18 protein-coding genes are annotated in these 18,998 nt (G+C 70.2%); 9 read left to right on the top strand and 9 right to left on the bottom strand.

Annotated features, from left to right (window positions below):
• Positions 1-105 precede the first annotated feature (105 nt).
• Positions 106-747, bottom strand: a complete 642-nt coding sequence (locus QF027_RS31735; RefSeq protein WP_306976705.1) for a DUF6758 family protein — start codon at positions 745-747, stop codon at positions 106-108.
• 158 nt (positions 748-905) lie between these two features.
• Between QF027_RS31735 and QF027_RS31730 the strand changes: the two genes are divergently transcribed.
• On the top strand, positions 906-2,141 hold the full coding sequence (locus QF027_RS31730) for an MFS transporter (protein ID WP_306986542.1): 1,236 nt from the start codon (positions 906-908) through the stop codon (positions 2,139-2,141).
• A 41-nt stretch (positions 2,142-2,182) separates the two neighbouring features.
• On the opposite strand, the gene QF027_RS31725 is transcribed toward QF027_RS31730, so the two are convergent.
• Complete coding sequence (locus QF027_RS31725; protein ID WP_057610064.1) at positions 2,183-2,767, bottom strand: suppressor of fused domain protein; 585 nt, start codon at positions 2,765-2,767, stop codon at positions 2,183-2,185.
• A 484-nt stretch (positions 2,768-3,251) separates the two neighbouring features.
• Here QF027_RS31725 and QF027_RS31720 point away from each other — a divergent pair, with 484 nt between their 5' ends.
• Both QF027_RS31720 and QF027_RS31715 read left to right on the top strand, forming a co-directional pair.
• Positions 3,252-4,370, top strand: coding sequence for a magnesium and cobalt transport protein CorA (locus tag QF027_RS31720; RefSeq protein ID WP_306976709.1), 1,119 nt, complete (start codon positions 3,252-3,254; stop codon positions 4,368-4,370).
• Positions 4,371-4,402: 32 nt separating this feature from the next.
• Entirely contained in the window at positions 4,403-4,912 is a 510-nt protein-coding gene (locus QF027_RS31715) for a hypothetical protein (protein ID WP_307078539.1), read from the top strand.
• Here the strand turns inward: QF027_RS31715 and QF027_RS31710 are convergent.
• On the bottom strand, positions 4,909-5,661 hold the full coding sequence (locus QF027_RS31710) for a hypothetical protein (RefSeq protein WP_307078537.1): 753 nt from the start codon (positions 5,659-5,661) through the stop codon (positions 4,909-4,911). The two genes, QF027_RS31715 and QF027_RS31710, sit on opposite strands and share 4 nt — an antisense overlap.
• A gap of 202 nt (positions 5,662-5,863) precedes the next feature.
• Here QF027_RS31710 and QF027_RS31705 point away from each other — a divergent pair, with 202 nt between their 5' ends.
• Genes QF027_RS31705 through QF027_RS31690 form a run of 4 tightly spaced genes read left to right on the top strand, consistent with a single transcriptional unit; the run spans position 5,864 to position 10,886 of the window.
• The gene (locus tag QF027_RS31705) at positions 5,864-7,141 is read left to right on the top strand and encodes a magnesium transporter MgtE N-terminal domain-containing protein (protein WP_306976715.1); all 1,278 of its coding nucleotides are present in this window, start codon (positions 5,864-5,866) and stop codon (positions 7,139-7,141) included.
• Positions 7,131-7,730 (top strand): DUF1003 domain-containing protein, encoded by a 600-nt coding sequence (locus QF027_RS31700; protein ID WP_307078535.1) that lies wholly within the window; start codon positions 7,131-7,133, stop codon positions 7,728-7,730. Before QF027_RS31705 ends, QF027_RS31700 begins: the two co-directional genes overlap by 11 nt.
• A gap of 43 nt (positions 7,731-7,773) precedes the next feature.
• Positions 7,774-8,907 carry an Mrp/NBP35 family ATP-binding protein gene (locus QF027_RS31695; protein ID WP_266522038.1) on the top strand — a complete coding sequence of 378 codons (1,134 nt, stop codon included), beginning with the start codon at positions 7,774-7,776 and terminating at the stop codon, positions 8,905-8,907.
• A gap of 47 nt (positions 8,908-8,954) precedes the next feature.
• Positions 8,955-10,886, top strand: coding sequence for a glycosyltransferase family 2 protein (locus QF027_RS31690; protein WP_307078533.1), 1,932 nt, complete (start codon positions 8,955-8,957; stop codon positions 10,884-10,886).
• 46 nt (positions 10,887-10,932) lie between these two features.
• Here QF027_RS31690 and QF027_RS31685 read toward each other — a convergent pair whose 3' ends face one another.
• From QF027_RS31685 to QF027_RS31670, 4 genes are all read right to left on the bottom strand, one after another.
• Complete coding sequence (locus QF027_RS31685) at positions 10,933-11,598, bottom strand: hypothetical protein (protein WP_306976722.1); 666 nt, start codon at positions 11,596-11,598, stop codon at positions 10,933-10,935.
• 271 nt (positions 11,599-11,869) lie between these two features.
• Positions 11,870-12,295, bottom strand: coding sequence for a sec-independent translocase (locus QF027_RS31680; RefSeq protein WP_306976724.1), 426 nt, complete (start codon positions 12,293-12,295; stop codon positions 11,870-11,872).
• Positions 12,296-12,530: 235 nt separating this feature from the next.
• Positions 12,531-14,354, bottom strand: coding sequence for a trypsin-like peptidase domain-containing protein (locus QF027_RS31675; protein WP_373432442.1), 1,824 nt, complete (start codon positions 14,352-14,354; stop codon positions 12,531-12,533).
• 444 nt (positions 14,355-14,798) lie between these two features.
• Complete coding sequence (locus tag QF027_RS31670; protein ID WP_307078531.1) at positions 14,799-16,079, bottom strand: RNA-guided endonuclease InsQ/TnpB family protein; 1,281 nt, start codon at positions 16,077-16,079, stop codon at positions 14,799-14,801.
• A gap of 28 nt (positions 16,080-16,107) precedes the next feature.
• On the opposite strand from QF027_RS31670, the gene QF027_RS31665 reads away from it, so the two are divergent.
• Positions 16,108-16,317 carry an Arc family DNA-binding protein gene (locus QF027_RS31665; protein ID WP_306976726.1) on the top strand — a complete coding sequence of 70 codons (210 nt, stop codon included), beginning with the start codon at positions 16,108-16,110 and terminating at the stop codon, positions 16,315-16,317.
• A gap of 72 nt (positions 16,318-16,389) precedes the next feature.
• On the opposite strand, the gene QF027_RS31660 is transcribed toward QF027_RS31665, so the two are convergent.
• Together QF027_RS31660 and sigE are read right to left on the bottom strand one after the other, a co-directional pair.
• Positions 16,390-17,352, bottom strand: a complete 963-nt coding sequence (locus QF027_RS31660; protein WP_306976729.1) for an anti-sigma factor family protein — start codon at positions 17,350-17,352, stop codon at positions 16,390-16,392.
• Positions 17,349-18,047, bottom strand: coding sequence for an RNA polymerase sigma factor SigE (gene sigE / locus QF027_RS31655; protein ID WP_057610053.1), 699 nt, complete (start codon positions 18,045-18,047; stop codon positions 17,349-17,351). Before sigE ends, QF027_RS31660 begins: the two co-directional genes overlap by 4 nt.
• A 235-nt stretch (positions 18,048-18,282) precedes the next feature.
• Between sigE and QF027_RS31650 the strand changes: the two genes are divergently transcribed.
• On the top strand, positions 18,283-18,981 hold the full coding sequence (locus QF027_RS31650) for an O-methyltransferase (RefSeq protein ID WP_306986544.1): 699 nt from the start codon (positions 18,283-18,285) through the stop codon (positions 18,979-18,981).
• Positions 18,982-18,998: the final 17 nt, after the last annotated feature.

The following is an 18,998-nucleotide window of genomic DNA, read 5'->3' as shown; positions in this document are numbered from 1 at the left end:
TCGCGAACTCCAGACACTGACTGACGGAACAGATGAGGACGCTCAAGGATAACCAGATCATCCAGCGCCTCTGTCACACCCGCCGCTGGGGTGCGCCCCCTACAGTCAGGGTTTCAGCAGGCGGGGCGACAGCGCCCCGCAGGGCACCAGTTCCACTTCCGCCCCCGCATCGCGCAGATCAGTGAGCACCAGCTCGTCGTACATCAGCAACCCGGACTGCTCGGGCCAGACGACCGCCCACAGCCACAACCCCAGCGCCTCTCCCGCAAACACCGCCCGGTCGTCCGGCGCCCCGGCAACATGCCACAGCGGAGTCGGCCGACCGGCAGCGAGCACCTTCGCCTGCGCCGGCTTCTCCACGCTCATGTACGGCCCCGGATCCGGCCCGTCGATGCCCGCGTAGCGCGCCCCGAGCCCGACCCCGAGCTCCTCGGCCACGAGAATCAGCTCGCCGACACCCCCGAGCGGCCCGGGTCCCGTGCAGGCCACGGCCGTGGCGCGACCGCCGCTGCGGTCGTCACCGGCGCAGGCCACGCCCGTGAACAGCCAGCCGACCGGCAGCGGCCACGGCATCCACACCGGCACCTGCGTGCGATGCACCACGACATCGAGCGCCTCGACGCTGGGCGGGATCACGGGCTGCAGCGGATGCACGGTCCCGTGCACATCGCACTGCCAGGAATCGGCGAAGAGTCCGGGAGCCCTGACCCGGCCACCACACTTCGGGCAACTGGGTTCGCCCCTCATAGGGCCCCACGGTCCTACCCTCGCCCCCTCACGTCAAGGACGATCACCCGTCCGGACGGAAGCATTCACCAGGACAAATAGATGTAGCTTGCATTAGTTAGCTCTTCTAACTTACTATGTGCATATACCAACTATCTACCTGGGGATGGGAGCACATGATGGGAGCAAGTCAGGACCCCTTCGACGCGGGAGCCACCAGCCTGCTACGCCAGCCCAAGGCGGTCTGGGCGACCGCCGGCGCGTCCGTCGTCGCCTTCATGGGCATCGGACTCGTGGACCCGATCCTGCCGTCGATCGCCCAGGGCCTGGACGCCACGGCGAGCCAGGTCTCCCTCCTGTTCACCTCGTACTTCCTGATCACCGCGATCGCGATGCTGGTCACCGGCTTCGTCTCCAGCCGCATCGGCGGCAGGAAGACCCTGCTGCTCGGCCTCGCCCTCGTCGTGGTCTTCGCGGGGCTCGCGGGCACCTCGGGCTCGGTCCAGGAACTGGTCGGCTTCCGGGCCGGCTGGGGCCTGGGCAACGCCCTGTTCGTCTCCACGGCCCTCGCCGTCATCGTCGGCGCGGCGGCGGGCGGCAGCGCGGCGGCGATCCTGCTGTACGAGTCCGCCCTCGGCCTCGGCATGGCCTGCGGCCCGCTCCTGGGCGCGCTGCTCGGTGACGCCAGCTGGCGCTACCCGTTCTTCGGTACGGCCTTCCTGATGGCGATCGGCTTCCTGTGCATCACGGTGTTCCTGAAGGAACAGCCCAAGCCGGCCCGCAAGACGTCCCTGCTGGACCCGGTCAAGGCACTCGGCCACGGCGGGCTCGCCTCGGCCGCGGTGTCGTCCTTCTTCTACAACTACACGTTCTTCACCGTGCTGGCCTTCACGCCCTTCGTGCTCGACATGACCCCGTACAAGTCGGGTGCCGTGTTCTTCGCCTGGGGTGTACTGCTCGCCGTCTTCTCGGTGTTCGCCGCGCCGCGCCTCCAGGAGAGGTTCGGTTCGCTCAAGGTGCTCGGCGGCTCACTCGTCCTGCTCGCGCTCGACGTGCTCGTCCTCGGCTACGGCAACCACACGGCGGCCATCGTCTGCACGATCCTGTCCGGCGCCTTCATCGGCGTGAACAACACCGTCTACACGGAGCTGGCGCTCGGCGTCTCGGACGCCCCGCGGCCCGTGGCGAGCGCGGGCTACAACTTCGTGCGCTGGTTCGCGGCGGCCGCGGCGCCCTACTTCGCGCCGAAGATCGAGGAGTGGACCGACATCCACATCCCGTTCGTGGTGGCCGCGGTGACCGCGGTGCTGGGCGCGCTCGTGGTCGTCGTACGGCGCAAGGCGCTCACCCGCGAGGCGGAGGAGCTGGAGCCGAGGCACGCGACCGAGGACAGTGTCGCCGTCTTCGCCAACTGACGTCTTCCGGCCAGCACTTGGTGACCTTGCTCACGCGAGGGTCACTCCAGCGGGACGGACTTCCGGGACGGATCCCTGAGGTCCGTCCCGTTCGTCAGCCAGCGCTCCTGGAGGGCCTGGGCACCGTGGACACGCTTCCAGGCGGCCTCGTTCGGCGTCATGGGGAGCAACGGCAGGAAGTGGACCGGATCGAGGGGCTCGTCGAGTTCCAGGTCCTCGACCAGTCCGCCCGGCTCGGCGACCAGGACCGAGGTGAACGGAGCGCCGGGCCACAGGGGTTCACCTACGTCGAGTGAGGCGCCCGGCGCCACGACCACGCCCTCGACCTGCGGGGACGCGGCGAGGACGGCGAGCGGGCGGAGCACCTTGTCGGTGTCGGCGAGCCCTGACCGTACGGACATCAGCAGTTCGGCGCGCGGACCCTTGACCGGGTCGGCGAGCATCGCGGTGGGGTCGCCCATCGGCTGCGCGGACATGCCGAGGGTGGCGTAGCGGACGACGTCCCCGTCGGTGAAGCGGAGCACCTCGATGCGGTCCGTGCCCAGGAAGGTGACCGCCGCGCGCGCGTCCGGCTCGCCCAGCGCGCTGCGCAACCGGGCCTCGACCAGAGGAAGAACATCTGCCATGCGGCGAGCATAGAACTCGTCAGTACCGGGCAAAGCAGCGCCTTGACACTTCGGCCTGCTGATACTCTGGCCCGGTCGCCGGGGCAGCACGCTGAAGCGTCGCGCATCGAGTCCCGACGCCTGTGAGACTCCCTTACGGGAATGGATCGTCCCTTACGAGGGACCGGCCGGAGGAGGTGGGGCTGTCATGGATCGAAGTCGACCTGGTAGTACCACTCGTTCTTCCGGCCGCTGATGCAGCTCTGTGACTTTCGGCAACCGCCGCCTCTCACGTTCGCGTCTTCGTGCGGAAGAGCACTTCGTTCGTTTTGCCTGATCTGTCTGATCACCAGCAGTAGCTGAATCAGTAGCGAAGCTCGCCACCGCGATGGTGCGGTGCTCCCCGCTTTGTGGACGTGCCAAACACCCACAGCAGGACGTCCCCATTCCGGGTAGTTCCATCCCTCGCCGGCGCCCTTTGTTGCCCGTCACGAAGGAGCCTGCCATGTCGATGATCCGTGACCTGCGTGCCGCCGTACGCCCGTCGCGTCCCTCGCTGCGCAAGGACACCGGCGCGTACGACGCGACACGCGACCCCTCGACGCCCTCCGCCGTCGTCGACTGCGCCGTCTACCGCGACGGGCGGCGCGTGGCGACCGACCAGCAGCTGAGCCCGCACGAGGCGATGCGCCAGGTGCGCCGCGACGGCGGGTTCGTGTGGATCGGTCTGCACGAGCCGAGCGAGGCCGAATTCTCCGGTATCGCCGGTGAGTTCGGGCTGCACCCGCTCGCCGTCGAGGACGCCGTGCAGGCCCACCAGCGGCCCAAGCTGGAGCGCTACGACGACTCCCTGTTCACCGTCTTCAAGACCATCCACTACGTCGAGCACGACGAGCTCACCGCCAACAGCGAGATCGTCGAGACCGGCGAGGTCATGTGCTTCACCGGCCGGGACTTCTTCATCACCGTCCGGCACGGTGGCCAGGGCTCGCTCAGGGCGCTGCGGCACCGGCTCCAGGACGACCCCGAGCTGCTCGCCAAGGGCCCCTCGGCGGTGCTGCACGCGATCGCCGACCATGTCGTCGACGGCTATGTCGCGGTCGCCGACGCGGTGCAGGACGACATCGACGAGGTGGAGACCGAGGTGTTCACCCCGGGGCGCGGCGGCAAGGTCTCGCGCGGTGTCGACTCGGCGCGGATCTACCAGCTCAAGCGTGAGGTGCTGGAGTTCAAGCGGGCCGTCGCCCCGCTGCTGCGGCCCATGCAGCTGCTCAGCGAGCGGCCGATGCGGCTCGTCGACCCCGACATCCAGAAGTACTTCCGGGACGTCGCCGACCACCTCGCCCGCGTCCAGGAGCAGGTCCTCGGCTTCGACGAGCTCCTCAACTCCATCCTCCAGGCCAACCTCGCGCAGGCGTCCGTCGCCCAGAACGAGGACATGCGGAAGATCACGTCCTGGGCCGCGATCATCGCCGTACCGACGATGGTGTGCGGTGTCTACGGCATGAACTTCGACTACATGCCGGAGACCCACTGGAAGCTCGGCTATCCGGTGATCATGGCGATCACCGGTGTCATCTGCCTGGGCATCCACCGCACCCTCAAGCGCAACGGCTGGCTGTGATCGTGGGTGCCGCCGATGGATACGCTGGGCCCATGACCAGCGAGCTGCTCGACCGCGCCCTTGTGGAAGAGGCCACCAAGAAGTCCGGCCTCATCTGGGTCAAGGGGTCCGAAGGCCCGGCGCGCGCCCTGTGGCACGTGTGGCACGAGGGTGCGGCATGCCTGGTCGGCGACGGCACCGGGGAGCAGCCGTTGCCCGGACTGACCGACGGGGGCCCGGCCGAGGTGACCGTCCGGAGCAAGGACAAGGGCGGTCGGCTGGTCTCCTGGGCGGCGAAGGTCGTGGAACTGGCGCCCGGCTCCGAGGCGTGGGAGGCGGCGGTCGCCGAGCTCAAGGGGAAACGCCTGAACGCCCCGGACGGCGAGGCGATGACGGACCGTTGGTCCCGCGAGTGCCGGGTACTCAGGCTCGAGCCGACGGGCATCACGGAACCGCTCCCCGACGGGGACCTGGCCGAACCGCCGCTGCCGACACCGGCGACCACGCGTGAGCCGATCCCCGCGGGGCTTCCGCGGCTGCTGATGAAACGGCGCAAACGCTAGGACGTCGGCAGCTGCTTGCCGTAGTCCACCGTCTCGTCCTTGCCCGGTTCGGTCAGGGAGAAGTTCTTGCCCCAGGCCGAGAAGGTCAGCGTGCCCGCGCCGCCCGCCCGGGCCAGGCGCAGGGGGTACGGCCGGCCCTCCAGGGAGACGTCCAGCGTGCCGCCGTCGCCTTTGTCACCCGTGATGCGGATCGTGCGGGTACCCGCCTGCTCATGGTGGCCATCGGTGTCCAGGCTGCCGTGCAGCGTCAGAAGTCCGTCGAGGAGAACGTCCTTGTCCGTGAAACCGCTGAACTTCTTGTACGCCGGGTCGCCCGACGGCACCTTCACGTACTTGCCGTCGAGCTTGTCGGCGGCCGCGTCCGAGTCCGAACCGTCGCCCTTGCCGTCCTCGTGGGTCCAGAAGTCCGCGTCGGCCTTCAGGTACAGCTCCTCGCCGATCCGCAGCAGCTGGAAGGTGGCCCCCTGCGCGGTGACCGATCCGGAGCCGCCGTCGGAGTTCAGGCGCATGTCGAGTGTGTATGTACGCCCGCTGGTGACGACGTTCCCCGACAGGCGCAGCGCGTCGGCGGACTGGGCGGCCGCCCGGGTCCTGGACTGGATCTGGTCGGCGGGCAGTTTGCCGACCCCGTTGGTGCCCTCGTCGGGATCCTCGCTGCATCCTGTCAGCCCCGTTCCCGTCACGACCAGGGCGCAGATCGCGCTCACCAGTACGGCCCTGCGGGCACGGCCCTGGGGAATCGCAGTCACAGGTGGGGCTGCCTTTCTGACGAGGGTCCTTCAGCGGCGTACGGCAGCGTACCGGGGCTCCGCGTCCCGGGCGGAGCCAGACCGTCCGGACCGCTCACCAGGGCGTATCCGATCGGTACGGGCTAGCCTTAAGCCCTCCCGAGCGGGCAATCCGGACAACGAACGACGAACGAAACACCCCGTACGCAAAGGAAGCACAGCCATGGCAGCGGGCGCCCCCCGGATCTTCGTCTCGCACCTCGCCGGCGTCGCCGTCTTCGATCCCAACGGCGACCAGGTCGGCCGCGTACGCGACCTCGTCGTCGTGCTGCGCGTCGGGCGCCGGCCGCCTCGCGTGCTCGGGCTGGTCGTCGAACTCTCCACCCGGCGCCGCATCTTCCTGCCCATGACCCGGGTCACCAGCATCGAGTCCGGCCAGGTCATCACCACCGGAGTGCTCAACGTCCGCCGCTTCGAGCAACGGCCCACCGAGCGCCTGGTCTTCGGCGAACTCCTCGACCGGCGCGTCACGCTCGTGGAGACGAACGAACAGGTCACCGTCCTCGACGCGTCGGTCCACCACCTGCCGGCCCGCCGGGACTGGGAGATCGACCGTGTCTTCGTGCGCAAGGGCGGCAAGGGCGGGGCGTTCCGGCGCAAGGGCGAGGCGCTGACCGTCGAGTGGTCCGCGGTCACCGGCTTCACGCTGGAGGAGCACGGACAGGGCGCCGAGAGCCTCCTCGCCACCTTCGAGCAGCTGCGCGCGGCCGACCTCGCCAACGTCCTGCACCACCTCTCCCCCAAGCGGCGCGCCGAGGTGGCCGCCGCTCTCGACGACGACCGCCTGGCCGACGTGCTGGAAGAGCTCCCCGAGGACGACCAGATCGAGATCCTCGGCAAGCTGAAGGAGGAGCGGGCCGCCGACGTCCTGGAGGCCATGGACCCCGACGACGCGGCCGACCTGCTCTCCGAGCTCCCCACGGAGGAGCAGGAGCGGCTGCTGAGCCTGATGCAGCCGGGGGACGCGGCCGACATGCGGCGCCTGATGGCGTACGAGGAGCACACGGCCGGCGGTCTGATGACGACGGAACCGATCGTCCTACGGCCGGACGCGACCGTCGCCGACGCGCTCGCCCGCGTCCGCAACGCCGACCTGTCCCCGGCCCTGGCCGCCCAGGTCTACGTGTGCCGGGCGCCCGACGAGACGCCGACCGGCAAGTACCTCGGCACGGTCCACTTCCAGCGGCTGCTGCGCGACCCGCCGTACACCCTCGTCAGCTCCATGCTCGACGACGACCTGCAGGCCCTCGATCCGGACGCGACCCTGCCGGTCGTCGCCGGGTTCTTCGCGACGTACGACATGGTCGCGGCGCCGGTGGTCGACGATTCGGGCTCGCTGCTCGGCGCGGTGACCGTGGACGACGTACTGGACCACATGCTGCCGGAGGACTGGCGGGAGACGGAGTTCGACTCCGAGGAGGAGACCCGTCATGACGCCTGAGCGCGAGACCTCGGCCCGTGAGCGCGGCCCGGCCGGGGCCACGGCGGCCACCCGCCCCCGCACCCGGCTCGACCAGCCGCGGGCGCCGCGCCGCCGGCTGCTGCCGGAGTGGGACCCGGAGGCGTTCGGGCGGCTGTCGGAGCGGATCGCGCGGTTCCTGGGCACCGGGCGGTTCATCGTCTGGATGACGGTCGTCATCATCGCGTGGGTGCTGTGGAACATCTTCGCGCCCCGCGATCTGCGCTTCGACAACTACCCGTTCATCTTCCTCACCCTGATGCTGTCTCTCCAGGCCTCCTACGCGGCCCCGCTGATCCTGCTCGCACAGAACCGGCAGGACGACCGGGACCGGGTCAATCTCGAACAGGACCGCAAGCAGAACGAGCGGTCGATCGCGGACACCGAGTACCTGACCCGCGAGATCGCCGCGCTCAGGATCGGCCTCGGGGAGGTGGCGACCCGCGACTGGATCCGCTCGGAGCTCCAGGACCTGATGAAGGAGCTGGAGGCACGGCAGCACGACGGGCACGTCGTATTCCCGGCAGAACGGTCGGAACGGCCGCCGGGACGTGACGTAGACGACCGTTGAGAGCCGTACAGGGGTGCTTGTACGGCGCCGTACCATCGTCTGTATGGCTAGCGAAGACGCGGTGCGCGAGGCACTGGCGACGGTGAACGACCCCGAGATCAACCGGCCCATCACCGAGCTCGGGATGGTGAAGTCGGTGGAGATCGGGGCCGACGGGGCGGTCGCGGTGACCGTGTACCTGACGGTCTCCGGCTGCCCGATGCGCGAGACGATCACGCAACGCGTCACCGACGCGGTCGCGGCCGTCGAGGGCGTCACCCGCGTCGACGTCACGCTCGACGTGATGAGCGACGAACAGCGCAAGGAACTGGCGACCGCGCTGCGCGGCGGCCAGACCGAGCGCGAGGTCCCCTTCGCCAAGCCGGGCTCGCTCACGCGCGTGTACGCGGTCGCGTCCGGCAAGGGCGGCGTCGGCAAGTCCTCCGTGACGGTGAACCTGGCGGCGGCGATGGCGGCCGACGGCCTCAAGGTGGGCGTGGTCGACGCCGACATCTACGGCCACTCGGTCCCGCGCATGCTGGGCGCCGACGGCCGCCCCACCCAGGTCGAGAACATGATCATGCCGCCGTCTGCGCACGGCGTGAAGGTCATCTCGATCGGCATGTTCACGCCGGGCAACGCACCGGTGGTGTGGCGTGGGCCCATGCTCCACCGTGCCCTCCAGCAGTTCCTGGCGGACGTGTACTGGGGCGACCTGGACGTTCTGCTCCTGGACCTCCCCCCGGGCACGGGCGACATCGCGATCTCGGTGGCCCAGCTGGTCCCGAACGCGGAGATCCTGGTGGTGACGACCCCGCAGCAGGCGGCGGCGGAGGTCGCCGAGCGCGCCGGTTCCATCGCCGTCCAGACCCACCAGAAGATCGTCGGCGTGGTCGAGAACATGTCCGGCCTGCCGTGCCCGCACTGCGGCGAGATGGTGGACGTCTTCGGCACGGGTGGCGGTCAGACGGTGGCGGACGGCCTGACCCGCACGACGGGTGCGACGGTCCCGGTCCTCGGCTCCATCCCGATCGACGTCCGCCTCCGCGAGGGCGGCGACGAGGGCAAGCCGGTGGTCCTGACGGACCCGGACTCTCCGGCGGGGGCGGCTCTGCGGGGGATCGCGGGGAAGCTCGGGGGGCGGCAGCGGGGGCTTTCGGGGTTGTCGCTGGGGATCACGCCGAAGAACAAGTTCTGAGACGCATGTGACGGAAGGCATTCCAGGGGCCCGGTAGGGTCCGTGGAATGCCGGGAGTCAAAGTCAGCGTCATCGTTCCCGTCCACAACACCGGGAAGTACGTCGACGAGTGTGCCCCGTCGCTGCTCGGGCAGAGCCTGCCCGCCGACGAGTACGAGGTCATCTACGTCGACGACGGATCGACGGACGACACGCTGGTCCGGGTGGAGAAGCTCGCGGCCGTACACCCCAACGTTCAGGTGCACACCAGGCCGAACTCAGGCTGGCCGGGCGCCCCCCGCAACCTCGGCATGCGGCATGCCGAGGGCGAGTACATCCAGTTCGTCGACCACGACGACCTGCTCGGGCCCGAGGCCCTGGAGCGGCTGTACCAGCACGCCAAGCGCAATGACGCCGATGTGGTCCTCGGCAAGATGTCCAGCACGATAGTGCGTCCCCGACGGCTGTTCCGGCACACGGTGGACGCCTGCACCATCGAGAACGACGAGCTCATGCAGAGCATGTCGCCGCACAAGATGTTCCGGCGCGCCTTCGTCGAGAAGCACGGTCTGCTGTTCCCCGAGGGGCCCTGGATCCTGGAGGACCTGGCCTTCGTCAGCGCCGCCTATCTGAAGGCCGAGCGGATCTCGGTCCTGGCCGACTACCCCTGCTACTACTGGATGAAGCGGGACGACGGCGGCAACAACACCCGGCATCGCTTCAACCCGCGTCACGGCTTCTGGTCCAACTGCCGCACCGTCGTGCGTCAGATCAAGGACGGCACACCCGCGTCCGAGGACGTCGACGCGCTGCAGAACCGCCTCCTGCACCGCCTCTACCACGTCGAGATCCTCTCCCGTACCCGCGAGCCCGAGATCCTCCGCGAAGAACCGGCTGAACAGCGGGAGCGCTTCGCGGCGGCCCGGAAACTGGCGATCGAGGAGTTCCCAGCGGCCGTACGAGAAGGGCTCCCCACCGTGTCCCGCCTCCGCGCCGAGCTCCTCGAACGCGGTGACTTCGACGGCGCCGTGACCCTCGCCGAGCGCATCCGTGAGGTCAGGGCCCGCAGCACGGTCGGCGGACTGCGGTGGGACGGCGGCCGGCTGGTCGCCGACGTCACCCTTGACCTGCTGCGCGGGGACGGCGAGCCGCTGGTGCTGGTCGAGCGGGACGGGAAGCGGTGGCTCGACCCGGAGCTGCTCGCCGGAGTCCCGGGGACCGGGGACGGCTGGGAGGTCCGCGATCCGTTCCGGCTGGCGTACGCCGAACTCGTCGTCAAGGACCGCGACCGCGAGGACTGGTGGTACCCCGAGGGCGACCTGGAAGTGCGGCTCGACGCCTTCGGCAAGGGGCGGTCGCGGCTCGTCGCGACCGGGCGGCTGCGGCTCGATCCGGAACGGCTCGCGGGCGGGCGGCCGTTGGAGCGCGGGGTGCACGACGTGTGGGCGTACGTCCAGCTGCTGGGCGTCGACCGCATGGTCCGCGTGACCGGCGACGGCACCCCGGGTGCCCCGGCCGCGGGCCCGGCGCTGACCGGCGGGCGGCTCGCGCTGCCGTACTGGACGAGCAGCGGCCAGCTCGCCCTCGACGTGGACCAGCGCCGGCGAAGGCTCGGTTCCGACACGGCCGGTGCCGCCGCTGCGAACACCGCGCGCGGCGAGCGGTCGCTCCCGCTGCCGTACCTCGCGGCGACCGCGGCCAGTGGCACGGTTCGCCTCGAGGTCACCGTGTCCGCCCTGACCGTGGACGCCGAGATGATCGCCGGTGACGACGGGACGACGGCACGGCTCCGGCTCCCCGCCCGCCTCCCGCTCCCGGACGGACGCCACCCGGTCGCCCTCCCGAAGTCCGACGCCCCCGTCGCATACGCCGTCGTCCGCGACGGCGCCCTGCTGCGGCTCGAGGGCCCGGCCCACGAGGCCGGTACCGGACGCCGGTTCCTCGACGCGGTCGCCGACCACCGCCAGGTCCGGTGGGTAAGGCGACTACTGGACCGATAGGACAGTTGTGGGGCACCGCACGGGCCTGCGGTGCCCCCCGTACGCGCTAGGCGTACGCCGAGATGTCCTTGATCATCGCGAACCCGAGCCCGTACGCACTCATGCCTCTCCCGTACGCCCCCACGTGCACCCCCTCCGGCGTGGAGCCCGCGAGCACCCAGCCGAACTCCGACTCCCGGTAGTGGAAGGGCGCGGGCACCCCGTCCACCGGCAGGGACAGCGTGGACCAGTCGGCTCCTTCGAGGTCGTCCGCCAGGACCCAGGCCGTCTCGGTCTGCTGGTCCAGCCAGTCGTCCCGCAGGGAGTGGTCCATCTGGCCGGGCCAGGTGAACGACAGCAACCCCACCCCGGCCAACCAGGCGGCGGAGGAGACGGACGTGGCCTCCAGCAGCCCCGTGCCGTCCGCGCTCCTGCGGGAGGGGTTCGCGGCGACGGTCACGACCACCGCGAACTTCTCCTTCGGCTCCGCCGTGGAGCCCACCTCGTTCTTCACCGAGGGCTCGTCACCGTGCCCGATCGACCCGTGCTCGACGGCTCCGTCGGCCGACGTGCCGACCTGCATCAGCCAGCGCGGTCCCGTGAAGGCCTCGTCGAGGCCGTACCAGGGGAAGGGCGCCTGAAGGTAGCCGTCGACCGTGCGCCGGGCGGAGGAAACCTGCTGGCCACCCTCCGCGGCCGGCGCCTGCGCGACCGTCCCACTCGTCGTCTCCATGTGCCGGACGCCTCCTACTAGCTCTCGTCGGACCGGACCGGCCCGCCCCCCTTCGGGCGGCGTCGCTGGTTCGCGTACGGCCCGCACAACAACTCGGCAGCATAGCCACACCGCTCCGAGCTGCCGGGAAACCGCCCGGCGCGCGGGGCACACGGGGGGTGCGTTCAGGCCGTACGAGGTGAGAGCAGGGTATGAAACACATCACGTACGACGGGAAAAGGCGCCCGCGAGCCGAACTGCTCGTCAGGCGCCTTCCGGTGGGGCGTACGGCTCAGGTGGCGTCCGCGTCGAAGGGCGGGCGGTTGTCCTCGCCGGGCTCCTCGGGCTTCTTGGTCATGTCGATCCGGCCACCGGAGGAAGACTGCGCGGGGGTGTCCGTGCTGTGCACCGCGTCGGTGACCTCGGCCATCTCCTTCTTGAGGTCGAAGCCGTTACGGATTTCCTTGAGCCCCAGCTCGTCGTTGTCCAGCTGCTTGCGGATGAACGTCTTGGGGTTGAGGTCCTCGAACTCGAAGTCCTTGAACTCCGGGCCGAGCTCCGAGCGGATGTCCTGCTTGGCGCTCTCCGAGAACTCGCGGATCTTGCGCACGGTCCGCATGACGTCCTGGATGACCTTCGGAAGCTTGTCCGGACCGAAGACGAGCACGGCGAGGACAACGAGCGTGATCAGCTCGAGCGGTCCTATGTCATTGAACACCTGAAGCTCCTTGCGATGTCCTCGGTCCTCGGCCCTCGGTGGTCTGTGCGGGTCTTCCGTGGTCCGGGCCGGGTCCACGGTACCTGCCGTTCCCGTACGACCGGTACTGTCCCGAGGGCTCCGAGTGCGGGCGGGTGGGCGGTTTTCCGGGTTGTTTGCCTTGTGGAGCGAGCTTTGGGGGCGTGACTGTGAGGTTTCTGTCGATCGGCCCTCTGCCGGTTCTCTGTCGATTCTCTTAGGCACCGTCCGAGGATCCGAGGACCAACGAGACGTACTTTTCCCTGCCGTCGCGCTTCAGGGTGAGCTCCAGGCGGTCTCCGGGGCGGTGCGCGCGGGCCTTCACGATGAGTTCGTCGCCGGAGTGGATACGGCGGCCGTCCACCTCGGTGATGACATCGCCCGCCTCGAGCCCGGCCCTGTCGCCCGGGCCGCCCTCGGTCACGGCGGGGCCGCCGTCACTGCTCTTCGTCCCGACGCGGGCCCCGTCGCCGGTGTAGTCCATGTCGAGGGTGACGCCGATGACGGGGTGGGTCGCCTTGCCCCTGTTGATCAGTTCTTCGGCGACCCGCTTGGCCTGGTTGACGGGGATCGCGAAGCCAAGACCTATCGAGCCGGCCTGTCCGGTCCCAAAACCGGATCCGTCGTCGGCGGAACGGATGGCGGAGTTGATGCCGACGACCCGGGCCCGGGAGTCGAGGAGCGGGCCGCCGGAGTTGCCGGGGTTGATGGGGGCGTCGGTCTGCAAGGCGTCGACGTACGAGACATCAGTGCCGCCCCCGCTCTCGCCTCCGGCCGTGATGGGCCGTTCCTTCGCGCTGATGATGCCGGAGGTGACGGTGCCCTCCAGGTCGAAGGGGGCGCCGATGGCGACGACAGGGTCGCCTACCTGGACGTTGTCGGAGTTGCCGAGGGTCATGGGCTTCAGCCCTCTGACATCGCTCACCTCGACGACGGCGAGGTCGTACCCGCTGTCCCGCCCCACGACGGCGGCCTTGGCGGTGTCCCCGCTGTGAAAGGTCACCGATATCTCGCCGTCGGTCCCGGCCGGCTCCACGACGTGGTTGTTGGTCAGGATGTGTCCGCGCTCGTCCAGCACGAAGCCGGTACCGGTACCGGACTCCTCGGCCCCGCTCACATGCAGGGTCACGACGCCGGGCAGGGCCCGGGCGGCGATCCCGGCGACGCTGTCGGGAGCCCGCCCTCTGGGCTCCGCCGCGGCCTGCGGCAACTCCACGACGTCGCCTCCCCCACCATGGCGCTCGAGATACGCCCCTACGACCCCACCGACGCCGCCTGCGACGAGCGCGAGCAGGAGAGCGCCGGCGAGGAGCGCTCGCCGGGTTCGGCGACGCCGGGTGTCCTTGGTGTCCACGGCGGCGCCGGTTTGCTGGAGGGGGGCGGGGACGGGGGCCCAGGGGTCGTAGTTCTGCCAGGGGGTGCGGGTGGAGGTGTCGGGGGTGGGGGGTGGGAAGGGGAGGCCGGAGGGCTGGAGCGGGAGGGGGTTCTCGGGGGCCGGGGCCGATGAGGGCGCCGGTGAGCTGTGGGAAGGCGTTCGGGGTGCTTCCGGCGGGGTGGGCGAGGGCGAGCCGTGCGGCGCGGGCGCGTCATGGTCCTTGGGCGGCCCGGAAGTGCCCGTGCCCCGGGTCACGGGCGTGCCACGGGCGGGCGGTGGAGGCGGTGTGGGTATCGCTGTGCCGTGCGCGGGTGCGGTCGCCGGGTGCTGGACCGGCGGGGCGGGGGCCCAGGGGCCCGGTACGCCGTACGGCGGGGTGCTGGTGGGGTCGGAGACGTGCGCGGGCTCGGGGCGGTCCGTGGGGGGCTCGGCAGGAGCCTGACCGATGGCGTCGACGGGCTCGGTGGACCGGTCGTCGACGGGAGTGTCCGTCGCAGGGACCTCCGTCGGCAGGGCAGCCGCCGGCATCGGCTGCGCCGGCGCGAAGTCCCCCTCCGCGGCGGAGGCGTCCCGCGGGGCCGTGAGTTCGTAGTCACCCTCCGAGTTCGCCCCGGCGAGCGGAGGCCCCCACTCGAAATTGCCCTCGGCCCCCGGCACACCAGCCACCGCATCGGCCACCGCCCCCGCAGAAGCCCCCAGCCCAGAGACGTCCCGGATCGTTGACACGTCTGTCCCCGGACCAGCAATCCGATCCCCCGAAGCCCCGAGCTCAGAGTCCCCCTCAGCCCTCGGCACACCAGCCCCGGCTCCAACGGCCGCATCCCCGCGAGCCGCAAGCTCGAAGTCGCCCTCGGCCCCCGGCACAACAGACCCAGGCACCCCATCCTCCGGAGCCCTCAGCACGAAGTCGTCGTCGGATCGTGTCCTTGCAGGTGTCGGAGTGTCGCTCTCGCCCGGCCCGGAAACCCCCCGTGGCCTGGGTCGGCTCCACCATTTCGCCTTCGTGGACTTCCCCTGGTCCATGCTCTCCCCACAGCTGACCGGCCGCCGTGCGCGGCACGTCGACCTACCTTTGACATCCTCCCCCTCCTGAAAGAGGGGGATTCCAACCTAGGTGGGTTGAGGTTCACGGGCGCTCGAACGGCGGGTGGCCGTTGTCACCCCTCCGGCACCGGCTGATCGCCGGGGGCGGGGGATCCCGCCCTGTCCTGCCGCGACGTTGATGCTTGCGTTCTCGTCGGCGTTGCAGGTGAACCCGCAGGATACGCAGACGAAGTCGGCTTGGCTCTTGCGCGACTTCTTCTCGATCCATCCGCAGGCGCTGCACCGCAGACTCGTATAGGGGGCGGGAACGTCCTCGACCCGGCCGGGGGCCTTGTGCTCGGTCCGCCGGCGCAGCAGGCCCCAGCCCTGGGCGAGGATGCCCCGGTTCAGCCCGGCCTTCTGTCGAACGTGGGTGCCGGGTTGCTCGAGGGTTCCCTTCGCGGAGCGGGTCATGTTCTTGATGTTCAGCTTCTCGAACCGGATCAGGTCGAAGCTGCCGGCGAACATGGCGCTGGTCTTCTCGCACCAGTCCTTGCGCCGGTTCGCCTCACGGGCCTTGAGCTTGGCGACCTTCGCATACTCGGCGGTCTTCTGTTCACTGCTCTTCGGGGCTCGGGCTGCCCGCCGCTCGTGCTTGCGGATCTGCGCTCGCTCCTTCACCGTGAGCTGCGGGCAGTTCAGCTTCCGCCCGTCCGACAGCGCCGCCGTGATGGTCACGCCCCGGTCGATTCCGATGACCTCGCCGGTGCCTGGCGCGGGAGTCGACTCGGGGATGACCGCGAATGCCGCGTGCCACTGACCGTTGCGGTAGGTGACACGGAACGTCTTCGCGGCGGGTAGCTGCGCGCCCTTGCCCTTGGCGCTGAGGCGGAAGCGGACCCAGCCACAGCCGGGCACCTTGACCTGCGCCCAGCGCCGGTTGAGCTGGTGCACGACCACCGACCGGCCCATGACCTGCCGGCCGGTCTTCTGGTTCAGCTTCGCTCTGCCGTCCGGTTCGTACTCGGGTACGCGGTCGGTGCCGATGACGCGGAAGCCCTCGTGCTGGTACTTCTTGCGCCAGGTCGGCTCACCTATGCCGGAAGTGAAGCGGGAGTTCTTGGCCTTGGCGAAGTCGTTGAGGGCCTGCTGCTGCACGTCCGCGTTCCCGGCGGCCAGCCACTCGTTTTCCCTTCGGGCTTCGGTGAGCTGGCGGCATTGCTCCGCGAAACCGGGTGCGGACTTCCGGCCCGGCTTCCAGTGCGCGTGCTGCTCGACAGCGAGGTTCCAGACGTATCGGGCGTGCGCACAGTGCATCAGCATCTGCTCCGCCTGCGCGGGCGTCGGGTACATCCGGAAACGTGACATGCCGCCACGGTAGCGGCACAATGACGGCATGATCAAGTTTACGCTGCGCATCCCGGAAGACCTCCATGAGCGGCTGACCGCTCAGGCCACTGCCGACCGACGGTCCCTCAACTCTGAGCTGCTGCACCTGCTTGAGGTCGGCCTCAACACCGTGTCTCCCGAGACGCCGAATCGCCCTGCAGGCAATTCGGCTTCCCCTGCCCCGCTACGCGGGAGCGGGCATGCACCCCGGCCCTGAAGGACTGGGGTGCATGCCCGGAAAGAGAGGCGGATTCAACCAGGGTTCACGCGCCGCGGAGCAGGGCGCCGGTCAGCGGGAGGTGCTGGGAGGCGTGGGCGCGGACATCGTGTGGGGGACGGGCGCGGCGGGGAGGCCGGCGGCGGAGAGGTCCGGGGTCGCGGACCAGGACGTCAGGGTGAGCGGCGGGGTGGTACTGAGCGGACGTATGAGAGGGGACATGGCGGCGGCACCGGCGAGCACGGGCGCCGTGAGGGTGTGCAGGGCCGCCTCCTTGACCTGGGCGGGGACGCCCGGCAGCAGCGGCGCGGACGCCTCGGTCGGGGAGACCGGGGTGTCGCCGAGCATCCGCTGTCCCTGTTCCTGTGCGAGCAACGGACCCACGCCACGCCGCCGTTGGTTCTCCGGCACCGCCGCTCCCGTGCCCGGCGTGCGCGCCGGAGTCACATTGCTGCCGGCCCCGCGGGCGTCGGTGTCGCCCGGCGCCCCCGTGGTGACGCCGCCCAGCGCGATCGCGGCCAGCGACACCGCCCCGGCGGCGACGAACGCGAACCTCATGCCGCGGGAGGCCGAGCGCTCGGCCTCGTGACGGCTGACGTCATGGACGCGGAAGCCCCGGCCCGCGCTGGGCGGGAGCATCGCGGCGGGCGGGCGGGCGTGGACGTAGCCGAACTCGAAGCGCTCCCCACGTCTCACGCCGAAGGCTCCGGCGGCGCCGGGTCGTCCCGACAGTCCTCCGACTCCTCCCCCGCCGAACGGCGAGCTGTCGCCGTCCTCCGGATCACCTCCCGGCAGTCCCTGGAGACGGGCCAGGAAGCTCTCCGAGGGCGGGGGCGGGGCGGCCTCCGCGAAGACGTTCTTCAGGCGGCGCTGGGCGTCCGCCTCCGCCTTGCACTTCGGACAGGTGGCGAGATGCGCGAGAACACGCTCCCGCGTGGCATGACCGAGCTCGCCGTCCACCAGAGCGGCGAGTCGGTCTCCCAGATGCTGTTCCGCGAGGCTCCCCTCGCCGGGTTTGGGCAGTGATCCACTCACGCGGACGCGCCCCCTCCCCCCAAGGCGGGGACCCTGGCCATGAAGGAGCGGCGCTCGGCGCGGGCCTCGGGCGAACGGTGCGCGAGGGCCTTGCGCAGCTGGGAACGGCCGCGGTGGATCCGTGAGCGGACGGTGCCGAGCTTGACGCCCAGGGTCGCGGCGATCTCCTCGTACGACAGTCCTTCGATGTCGCACAGGACGACCGCGGCGCGGAACTCCGGCGCGAGGGTGTCGAGGGCCTGCTGGACGTCCGCGTCGAAGTGGGCGTCGTTGAAGACCTGCTGGGGTGAGGGCTCGCGGCTGGGCAGTCGCTCTGCCGCGTCCTCGCCGAGGGCGTCGAAGCGGATGCGCTGCTTGCGGCGGACCATGTCCAGGAAGAGGTTGGTGGTGATGCGGTGCAGCCAGCCCTCGAAGGTGCCCGGTGTGTACGTGGACAGCGAGCGGAAGACGCGGACAAAGACCTCCTGCGTGAGGTCCTCGGCGTCGTGCTGGTTGCCGGTGAGGCGGTACGCCAGGCGGTAGACGCGGCCGCTGTGCGTGCTGACGATCTCCTCCCAGGTGGGCGGAGTCCACGCCTGCCCGTCCGCGTCGGTGGCGAAGGTCGCGGTCTGGGCGTAGTCGCCGGCGTGGCTGTGGTCAGCAGTGTTGTTCACGGATTTCGGCCTGCCCGCCGATCCGAGGAAGCGCCGCAGCACTCCCCCACGATCTCCAGGCGCGGCCGCACCTCCCCTGTCGGCTCTGGTTGTCTCCAGTGGAGCCCCTACCATAGCCACCTCGCCCGTTAGCTCCGGATAAGCGGTTTTACGAGAATTTGATCTGGGCTGATACCACTCGGTCCCCTGCGTCAGCAGTTGCTCGAGGGCCTGCTCGGCATCGTGATCCAACTGTGTCCCCCCGGGTGCGTCTCCACCCCTCTAAACGCCCGGTCCCATCTGCGGGTTCCCGACGGCAACGGATACAGTCACGCCCAGGCAACCACGGGGCAAGGAGAGGCTCATTACCGGCAACCGGCAGACGAGCTGGGCGTTCGCCGACGCCTATGTCGCCGAGGACGAAACCCTGCGCTGGGCCCGCGACCGGGCCCGTGACGCGGGGCTGCGCTCGGTGTCGCCCGGCACGGGCGCGGCGCTGCGGTTGCTGGCCGCCTCCGTGGACGCCAAGGCCGTCGCCGAGATCGGCACCGGCACCGGTGTCTCCGGCATCCATCTGCTGCACGGCATGCGCCCGGACGGGGTGCTGACCACCGTCGACCCCGAGCCGGAGCACCAGCAGTTCGCCCGCCAGGCCTTCCGCGCCTGTGGCTTCGCCAGCAACCGGGCCCGCTTCATCCCGGGCCGCGCGCTGGACGTCCTGCCCCGCCTCGCCGACGCCGGCTACGACCTCGTCTTCTGCGACGGAGACCGGCAGGAGGTCATGGACTATCTCGCTGAATCGTTGCGCCTGCTGCGTCCGGGGGGACTGGTCGTCTTCGAGGGCGTCTTCGCCAACGGCCGCACGATGGATTCGGGACCGCAGCCCACGGAGGTGCTGCGCCTCAGGGAGCTGCTGCGGACCGTACGCGAGAGCCAGGACCTGATGCCGTCACTGCTGCCGGTGGGTGACGGACTGCTGTGCGCGGTCAAGCGCTGAGCCGGTGAGGGCCGTAC

Origin of the sequence: Streptomyces canus (assembly GCF_030816965.1) — a bacterium.
In the GTDB taxonomy this organism is placed as follows: Bacteria; Actinomycetota; Actinomycetes; order Streptomycetales; family Streptomycetaceae; genus Streptomyces; species Streptomyces canus_E.
Note: the sequence above shows the minus strand (reverse complement) of the source record. Positions and strands in the feature narration are given on the sequence as shown.

What these genes read in the sequence shown, in the direction of transcription:
- QF027_RS31665 (WP_306976726.1), top strand. Translation starts at nt 16,108, where the DNA reads ATGATCAAGTTTACGCTGCGCATCCCGGAAGACCTCCATGAGCGGCTG.
- QF027_RS31690 (WP_307078533.1), top strand. Translation starts at nt 8,955, where the DNA reads ATGCCGGGAGTCAAAGTCAGCGTCATCGTTCCCGTCCACAACACCGGG.
- QF027_RS31685 (WP_306976722.1), bottom strand. Translation starts at nt 11,598, where the DNA reads ATGGAGACGACGAGTGGGACGGTCGCGCAGGCGCCGGCCGCGGAGGGT.
- QF027_RS31670 (WP_307078531.1), bottom strand. Translation starts at nt 16,079, where the DNA reads ATGTCACGTTTCCGGATGTACCCGACGCCCGCGCAGGCGGAGCAGATG.
- QF027_RS31715 (WP_307078539.1), top strand. Translation starts at nt 4,403, where the DNA reads ATGACCAGCGAGCTGCTCGACCGCGCCCTTGTGGAAGAGGCCACCAAG.
- QF027_RS31700 (WP_307078535.1), top strand. Translation starts at nt 7,131, where the DNA reads ATGACGCCTGAGCGCGAGACCTCGGCCCGTGAGCGCGGCCCGGCCGGG.
- QF027_RS31705 (WP_306976715.1), top strand. Translation starts at nt 5,864, where the DNA reads ATGGCAGCGGGCGCCCCCCGGATCTTCGTCTCGCACCTCGCCGGCGTC.
- QF027_RS31695 (WP_266522038.1), top strand. Translation starts at nt 7,774, where the DNA reads ATGGCTAGCGAAGACGCGGTGCGCGAGGCACTGGCGACGGTGAACGAC.
- QF027_RS31730 (WP_306986542.1), top strand. Translation starts at nt 906, where the DNA reads ATGGGAGCAAGTCAGGACCCCTTCGACGCGGGAGCCACCAGCCTGCTA.
- QF027_RS31720 (WP_306976709.1), top strand. Translation starts at nt 3,252, where the DNA reads ATGTCGATGATCCGTGACCTGCGTGCCGCCGTACGCCCGTCGCGTCCC.
- QF027_RS31735 (WP_306976705.1), bottom strand. Translation starts at nt 747, where the DNA reads ATGAGGGGCGAACCCAGTTGCCCGAAGTGTGGTGGCCGGGTCAGGGCT.
- QF027_RS31725 (WP_057610064.1), bottom strand. Translation starts at nt 2,767, where the DNA reads ATGGCAGATGTTCTTCCTCTGGTCGAGGCCCGGTTGCGCAGCGCGCTG.